The 6013-nt window shown below is 67.6% G+C and carries 7 protein-coding genes; all 7 read left to right on the top strand.

The genetic code is table 11. The annotated features are described in order from the left end of the window. Window positions 1–160: 160 nt before the first annotated feature. A complete protein-coding gene (locus KUG41_RS01375) occupies window positions 161–358 on the top strand; it encodes a hypothetical protein (RefSeq protein WP_216900301.1) in 198 nt (65 codons plus the stop codon). A gap of 25 nt (window positions 359–383) precedes the next feature. After that, the gene (locus KUG41_RS01370; RefSeq protein ID WP_371733992.1) at window positions 384–1454 is read left to right on the top strand and encodes a multicopper oxidase domain-containing protein; all 1071 of its coding nucleotides are present in this window, start codon (window positions 384–386) and stop codon (window positions 1452–1454) included. 103 nt (window positions 1455–1557) lie between these two features. Beyond that, a complete protein-coding gene (locus KUG41_RS01365) occupies window positions 1558–2388 on the top strand; it encodes a hypothetical protein (protein WP_216900299.1) in 831 nt (276 codons plus the stop codon). After that, a complete protein-coding gene (locus KUG41_RS01360; protein WP_371733991.1) occupies window positions 2388–3959 on the top strand; it encodes an iron uptake porin in 1572 nt (523 codons plus the stop codon). Before KUG41_RS01365 ends, KUG41_RS01360 begins: the two co-directional genes overlap by 1 nt. A gap of 105 nt (window positions 3960–4064) precedes the next feature. After that, window positions 4065–4235 (top strand): hypothetical protein, encoded by a 171-nt coding sequence (locus KUG41_RS01355; protein WP_216900297.1) that lies wholly within the window; start codon window positions 4065–4067, stop codon window positions 4233–4235. Between the two features lie 83 nt (window positions 4236–4318). Beyond that, entirely contained in the window at window positions 4319–5008 is a 690-nt protein-coding gene (locus KUG41_RS01350; RefSeq protein WP_216900295.1) for a response regulator transcription factor, read from the top strand. A gap of 280 nt (window positions 5009–5288) precedes the next feature. Then, window positions 5289–5801, top strand: a complete 513-nt coding sequence (locus KUG41_RS01345; RefSeq protein ID WP_216900293.1) for a hypothetical protein — start codon at window positions 5289–5291, stop codon at window positions 5799–5801. Window positions 5802–6013: the final 212 nt, after the last annotated feature.

Here is a 6013-nt window from a genome sequence, read left to right as displayed (position 1 = left end):
AAGTGATCGTGGCCCAGCGGGCCGAGATCATCGAACTGCGGCGGATGCTGGCTCTGGAGGGGCTCCGCAAGCCGGCGTACCACCAGTACGACGCCCTGTTCGCTCTCTGATCGTCCTGGGGGCCCAGCGTGGCCATCCTGAAGGGATCCGGCCGGCCCGGGTGCTGGGGCTGGCTGTGCTGGGCACCCAGCTGCTCGCCACGTTCCTGGCCGTCTACGGCGTGTTCATGGCCCCGGTGGGCTGGGGGACGGCCCTGGCGATCTGGCTGTACTGCCTGGCCTGGTTCCTGGTGGAGGACCGCATGAAGCTCCTGGCCTATGCCCTGCTGCGGCGCGGCCAGCCCGCCCCGATGGCCTGAGCGGTGCCATCGGGCACACCGATCCGTGATCGATCGACGGCACACCGACCATCGCCGTGGGTCACTGGAGGCTGAGACCTTCCGCGGCGGCCCCCGTGCCCCCCGCTCCGCGGCACCGACCGCCTTGAACGATTGTGATGGCCACCGCCCCTGGAGCCGCCGCCGGGTCCTGGGACTCAGCGCCGCCGGCCTGGGGCTGGCCGGACTCGCCGGCCCGCTGGGCGGGGCGATGGCCCGCAGCAGCTCCGCCGCCGAGATCGATGGGGTTCCCCTGCCTTTCGATCCCACGGCTGGGCTGAGAGCCTTCAACCACGGCCGCCTGATCCAGGAAGGGGGCCGGGCCGTGCGGGTGTTCGAGGTGCGGGCCCGCAGCCTCACCCTGCCCCTGCGGCGGGCCACCCGCTTCAAGGCCTGGACCCTGGACGGGACGGTGCCGGGGCCGAGCCTGAGGGCCCGGGTGGGGGAGCGCCTCCGGGTGATCTTTCACAACGACGACAGCACCTCCCACAGCCTCCATTTCCATGGGGTCCATCCAGCCGCCATGGACGGCATCGAGCCGGTGCTGTTCAACGGCAGCCGCACCTACGAGTTCGACCTCCCCAGCGCCGGGCTGTACCCCTACCACTGCCACGTGGCGCCGGTGACCCGCCACGTCGGCAAGGGGCTGTTCGGCCTGCTGATCGTGGATCCGCTCCAGCCGCGGCCGCCGGCCGATGAACTGGTGCTGGTGATGGGCGGCTATGACCTCAGGAACGAGGGCCACAACGACCTCTATGCCTTCAACGGCATCCCGGACCATTTCCACCGCCAGCCGATCCGGATCCGGCAGCACCAGCTGGTGCGTCTCTACCTGCTCAACATGGTGGAGTTCGACGGCCCCCTGACCTTCCACATCCACGCCAACGACTTCGAGATCCTGCGCCAGGGAAGCCGGGGGGAGTTCCGCGAGCGTGCCGACGTGATCACCCTCGGGGTGGCCGAACGACAGATCCTCGAATTCCGTTACCCGTTCCCGGGCCGCTACATGTTCCATCCCCACCAGGACCAGGTGGCTGAAAAAGGCTGCATGGGCCTGTTCGAGGTGGTGGCGGCCTGAGCCGCGGACAACCGTGCCTGTGCCATCGGGCACGGCCAGGGGTCGCGGCTGAACGGGCGACAGGAGCATCGCTCAGCAGGATCACCCCAACCACCGGTTTCCCATGGCCAGACCCCTGCGCACCGTCGAGCTGTTCCTCGCCCTCGGGGCCGCCGCCACGGCCGCCCTGCCGATGGCGCCCGCCGGCGCGGCCTCGCCACCGGGGGGGACCGGGCCGGCAGCCATGGCCCTTTCCGTGGCCCAGCATGCCGGCCATGGCCACGGGGGGGAAGGCGGTGAAGGCGGGGAAGGGGGCGAGGGCGCGGCGGCCGTCGCCAGCTCCGATGTCGACTACCTGGCGGTGCTGGGCCAGATGCGCGGCCATCTGCTGGTCGCCGGGGAGCTGCTGGCCCAGGGGAACACCACCCAGGCGGAAAAGCACATCGGCCATCCGGTGGAGGAGCTGTACGGCGCCGTGGACCCGGTGCTGGCGGGCCGCGGCGTGGCGCCCTTCCGGCCCCAGCTGGTGCTGCTGCTGGAACTGATCCAGGCCGATCCCAGGGCACCCCGCACCGCCGCGGCCTACGGGGCGGCCGTCGCGGCGGTGGACGCGGCCGCCCAGGGGGTCCCCGCCGCGGTGCGCAACAACCCCCACACCACCGCCGCCGTGGTGCGGGCCCTGGCCAGGGTCGCCGCCAGCGAATACGACGCCGCCATCGCCGAAGGGGTGGTTGTGGAAGCGATCGAATACCAGGACTCCCGGGGATTTGTGCTCTACGCCCAGCAGCTGCTGACCCGCGCGCTCGGGGCCGGAGCACCTCCCGAGGCCATCCGGATCCTGGGCCCGATGCAGCCCCGGCTGGCAGCGCTGGCAGGGGCCTGGCCGACCCTCGCCCCGCCCTCACCCCTGGTGCTGACACCGGGAATGGTTACCATTCTCGCCAACCAGCTCTGATGGCCGCCCCGATGCGCACCCGCTCCACCTGCCTCGCCCTGGTGACGGGCCTGACCCCCGGGATGGCCGCCGCCGCGGAACCAAACCTGGCCGCCATCCACCGCTATGCCCTCACCCCAGCGGGGCAGGAGCAGGTCACCAGCATCAACCAGTTCGGCGACGTGAGGCCCACCGACTGGGCCTACCAGGCGCTCACGGGCCTGATCGAGCGCTATGGCTGCGTCGCCGGGTACCCCAACGGCACCTACAGCGGCGGCCAGTCCATGACCCGGTTTGAGGCGGCCGCCCTGCTGAACGCCTGTCTCGACCGGATCACCGAAGTGACCGACGAGCTCAAGCGCCTGATGGCCGAGTTCGAGAAGGAGCTGGCCGTGCTGCGCGGCCGGGTGGATGGCCTGGAGGCCAAGGTGGGTGAGCTGGAAGCCACCCGCTTCTCCACCACCACCAAGCTGGGCGGCCAGGCCACCTTCGTGATCGGTGCCAACGCCTTTTCCGGCAGCAACAGCCCCGCCCTTGATGCCGCCCGGGCCGCTGTGGGGGCCACCACGTTCAGCTACGACCTGCAGCTGAGCTTCGACACCAGCTTCACGGGCAAGGATCTGCTGCGCACGATCCTGCGGGCGGGCAACTTCGCCGATTCCGCCTTCGGCGGCGCCGGCCCCACCGGTGGGCTGTCCACCCTGGAGGTGGCGTTCCAGGAGGAGGCTGGGCCAGATGTGGTGGGGATCGACAAGCTCTACTACCAGTTCCCCATCGGCAGCGGCTTCACCGCCACCGTCGGCGGCCGGGTGGGCCAGGAGGACATGCTCGCCCTCTGGCCGAGCGCCTATCCCTCCGACACCATCCTCAACCTGTTCACCCTCAACGGAGCTCCGGCGGCCTACAACAAGAACCTCGGACCGGGGGCCGGTCTGTGGTGGCAGCAGGACGGTTTCAGCATCAGCGCCAATGTCGTCGCCGCCAACGGGGCGGTGGGTGATCCCAGCATCGGCGGCATCGGTACCGGCTCCTCGGCCGGAACCGGCACGGTGCAGATCGGTTATGCCAGGGATCAGTGGGGTCTGGCGGCGATCTACTCCCGCATCCAGTCAGGGGTGGGGGTGCCGGGCGCCACCCCCTTCACCGGCCTCACCTACGAGGCCAACCCCAACAGCCGCACCGATGCCTTCGGCCTCAGCGGCTACTGGCAACCGGCCCAGTCCGGCTGGATCCCCTCGATCAGCGCCGGCTGGGGCATCAACGGCACCAGCTACGACATGGCCCAGGCAGCCGGTGCCCTGCGCACCAGCCAGTCCTGGATGGTGGGCCTGCAGTGGGACGACGCCTTCATCAAGGGCAACGCCCTCGGCATGGCGGTGGGTCAGCCGATCTTCGCCACAGCCCTGAGCGGCGGCCAGACGCCCCAGGACGGCAACGTCGCCTGGGAGTGGTGGTACCAGCTGCAGGTCACCGACAACATCAGCGTCACCCCGGCCCTCTTCTACCTGAGCCGGCCCCTGGGCCAGGACACCACCCCAGGCACCACCTTCCGACAGCTGGGCGGACTGGTGAAAACCAGCTTCCGCTTCTGAGCCCGATCGCCCCTGCAGCACCGCACTGGCCGATTACCCCCAGATGGGAGTCGGTACAAACACGGCGCCTTTCTATCTTGAAGTCAAGACACGGAGGACCCCACCATGGTCGAAGCGCACGACACCAATGCCGTGGAACCGCTGCGCCACCAGTCCTGTCTTGGTCGCACCTGCATGAAATGGCGCGACGACGGCGAGCTCTCCGAGCTGGATGTCGAGCTGATCCTGCAGCGGCTGATCGCGGTCGATGAGCAGGCCGGCGCCCACCTCGGCTGAGCCCCACGAGCCACGCCGAAGGGGCCCCGGGTTGGATGATGAAGGCAAGAACCGGTTGGCCCACGGGGCCTCAGGGGGCCTGCATGGATCTCACACCCTTCCTGGTGAACCTGGAAGGCAACACCTTCGACGAGGTGCTCCTCTCGGTGGCGGTGAAGGGAAAGGTGGCGATCGCGATGAAGGGCCGCTTCCTGCTGCGGGCCATCTGCGAGAGCATCAGTGACCGCCGCCTGATCGGCTGTGCCATCACCGATGAGGCCAGCTGCCTCGACTACCTGCGCCAGGAGCCCTACGAACTGCTGATCTGCACCGATCACCTGGAGGGCGGCAACGGCTTCGAGCTCACCCGCAAGGCCAAGGAGCTGCAGAGCGACCTCAAGGTGGTGATGCTGGCCCTGGGGGATGTGATCCCCGCCGAATACGAGCATGCCCCCTGGCTGGAGGCGGTGGTGGCCGAGGCCGACATCGTCGACGACCAGCGGCCCCTGCAGGCCGCCGTGATCGCCGTGATGGGCCATCACTCCTATCGCAGCCCCTCGCTGCGCTCGGGCAACCTTCCTTACCTCAGCTGTCCAAGGCTCACCCCACGGGAATACGAGGTGCTGGATCTGCTGGCCAGCGGCCTCAGCGACCGGGAGATCGCCCAGAGGCTGGGGGTGAGCGATGAAACCGCCCGCACCTACACCAAACGGCTGCTGCAGACCCTGAGCGTCAACAACCGCATGCAGGCGGTGCTCAAGGGGGTCCGCTGCGGAATGGTGCAGCTGGGTTGAAGGGCCGGGGCCATGACACGCCATCTCCGGTTGCCTGCAGCGCTGACAGAAACCGGATCCAGTTCAGCTTTCGGTTCCTCAACAACCGTGGGAGACTGCTAGAAACCAAACATGTTTCATGTCGGGCCGGATGGCGTCGAGTCGCGCTCTGCGTTCCTTCGGAAAGCCAGCCATCAGGGGATGCCACCGATGCCGGTTCTGGCGACCCCCTTCAGGCAGACGTGAACGTCTCCGTCCTCAGGGTGAAACGGGTGGATGTGCTCTGAACACCCTGAGCTGAATGGTCAACGTGATCAAGTCCTTCAAGGCATGGAGGCACAGGAGGGAGAAAGGTCGCAAGCTGCGCAACCTGCACCGGGCCCGGCAAGCAGGGCTTGGAAAACGAACTTCCAGCACCCGTTCAGGACGCTCCAACAGTCTTCGCTCCAGAGAGGCTCTCTTTCCCACGAGGGTTTTCCTGCTGGTGATCGGAGTCTTTCTCCTGGTTGGCATCGGGATGGCCGGCGTTTATCACTTTTCCCGATCCTCGCCCACAAGCAACAACCAACCTCAGAATCGGCGTCCGGAGCAGAATACACTCTGCGAGTCTCTCGTCAAACAGAAACTTCTGCATCCCGAAACCTATCAGCGGGTGGGTAATTTCTCGGAGATCTCAGACAGCCAGTCCCAGCGCATCTTTTCCTGGACGTTCACCAGCAGGACGGCGAAAGGTGGCGTCGGCACAGGCACGGCCATGTGCACAGCATCCAATTACTTCGACATGGCCAATATCAACGTGGAGCAACTGAAGTAGGCCTGCCTTCGGAGCAGGATTCGTCCCCTTTTCCGGTCTGGATCGGAAGCAAGGCCCGCACGCTGACGGAACTGCGCTGTACCCAGTTCTTCGCATCCCGCAGCATGCGGCATTCGGGCGGATTCGGCGGCAATGAAGCGGTGAAAAGGAATCTGCTGCGCCGGATCAGGGAGAAGCTGGAGGCTGCCGACCAGGACTGAACCGGTCCGCAA

Source organism: Synechococcus sp. CCY 9618 (genome assembly GCF_019038415.1).
GTDB lineage: Bacteria > Cyanobacteriota > Cyanobacteriia > PCC-6307 > Cyanobiaceae > Cyanobium.
This window is presented reverse-complemented; position numbering and strand designations above follow the sequence as displayed.

Coding starts and splice junctions, on each gene's coding strand:
- KUG41_RS01355 (WP_216900297.1), top strand. CDS start 4,065: ATGGTCGAAGCGCACGACACCAATGCCGTGGAACCGCTGCGCCACCAG.
- KUG41_RS01365 (WP_216900299.1), top strand. CDS start 1,558: ATGGCCAGACCCCTGCGCACCGTCGAGCTGTTCCTCGCCCTCGGGGCC.
- KUG41_RS01360 (WP_371733991.1), top strand. CDS start 2,388: ATGGCCGCCCCGATGCGCACCCGCTCCACCTGCCTCGCCCTGGTGACG.
- KUG41_RS01345 (WP_216900293.1), top strand. CDS start 5,289: ATGGTCAACGTGATCAAGTCCTTCAAGGCATGGAGGCACAGGAGGGAG.
- KUG41_RS01350 (WP_216900295.1), top strand. CDS start 4,319: ATGGATCTCACACCCTTCCTGGTGAACCTGGAAGGCAACACCTTCGAC.